We start from the raw sequence: 1,195 nt of genomic DNA on the forward strand, positions 1-1,195 counted from the left end.
CAGCCTGTCGGACTTTTCTCGCGATAGGCGATAATCCCAGCGCTGGACTTTGACGGATAGCGCGATGGCTTTTCACCCGATAGATCGAGACACGGACTACCTGCTGCCGCCGTCGGTACAGGAGTGGCTGCCGGAAGCGCACTTGGCGCGTTACGTGGTGGATGTGGTGGAAGGCCTGGATCTCTCGGCGCTGGAGCGGGCGTATGCCGGCAGAGGAACCGATGCCTACCATCCCGCGATGCTGCTCTCCCTGCTGATCTACGGCTACGCCACGGGCACGTTCTCCAGCCGCAAGCTCGAACGGGCGACCTACGATTCGCTGGCGTTCCGGTATATCGCCTGCAACCGCCATCCGGATCACGACACCCTGGCGGTCTTCCGGAAGCGTTTCGGCCAGGAATTCCAGTCCGCCTTTGTCCAGGTACTTGAGATCGCACGCGAGAACCAAGTCTCGCGCTTTGGCACCGTGAGTCTGGACGGCACCAAGATTCACGCGAACGCCAGCCGGCACAGTGCGCTCTCCTACGGGCACGCCGAGAAGATCGAGGCGCAGCTGCAAGCCGAAGTCAAGGCGCTGCTGGCGCTGGCCGAGGCGGCCGACCAGGCGGAAGTACCGGAAGGGGTGAATCTGCCTGAGGAGATCAAGCGCCGCGAAGACCGCCTGGCGGCGATCGCGGCGGCCAAGGCCAAGATCGAGGCCCGCGCCCAGCAACGCTTTGCGCGCGAGCAAGCCGAATACGAGGCCAAGATGGCGACACGCGCGGCCAAGACGAAGGCCACGGGCAAGAAGGCGAGCGGCAAGCCGCCGCAGCCGCCCGAATCAGGCGCGCGGGCCGACGACCAGATCAACCTGACCGACGAAGCGTCGCGGATCATGAAGGTGGCCGGCGGCGGCTTCGAGCAGTGCTACAACGCCCAGGCGGTGGTCGATACCGAGTCGATGCTGATCCTGGCGCCGCACGTCACCCAAGCGAGCAACGACAAGGAGCAGGTCGAGCCGATGGTGGAGAAGGTGCGGGCGAATCCCGAAGGGCTGGATCGGCCCACGACGTGGCTGGCCGACACGGGCTATTACAGCGAGAAGAATGTGTCAGTCTGCGTTGCCGCGGGTATCGAGCCACTGATTGCGGTCAAGCGCGACGAACACCATCCGGGCTGGCGCGAGCGTTTCACCGAACCGGCGCCCCTGGCCGAC

At 65.1% G+C, this 1,195-nt stretch carries 1 protein-coding gene; it reads left to right on the forward strand.

Annotated elements, in window-relative coordinates; all coding sequences use genetic code 11:
* Positions 1 to 64 precede the first annotated feature (64 nt).
* A partial coding sequence (locus ZRA01_RS20270) for an IS1182 family transposase (RefSeq protein WP_141355179.1) occupies positions 65 to 1,195 on the forward strand: 1,131 nt, incomplete at its 3' end.

The organism is Zoogloea ramigera (genome assembly GCF_006539865.1).
In the GTDB taxonomy this organism is placed as follows: Bacteria; Pseudomonadota; Gammaproteobacteria; order Burkholderiales; family Rhodocyclaceae; genus Zoogloea; species Zoogloea ramigera.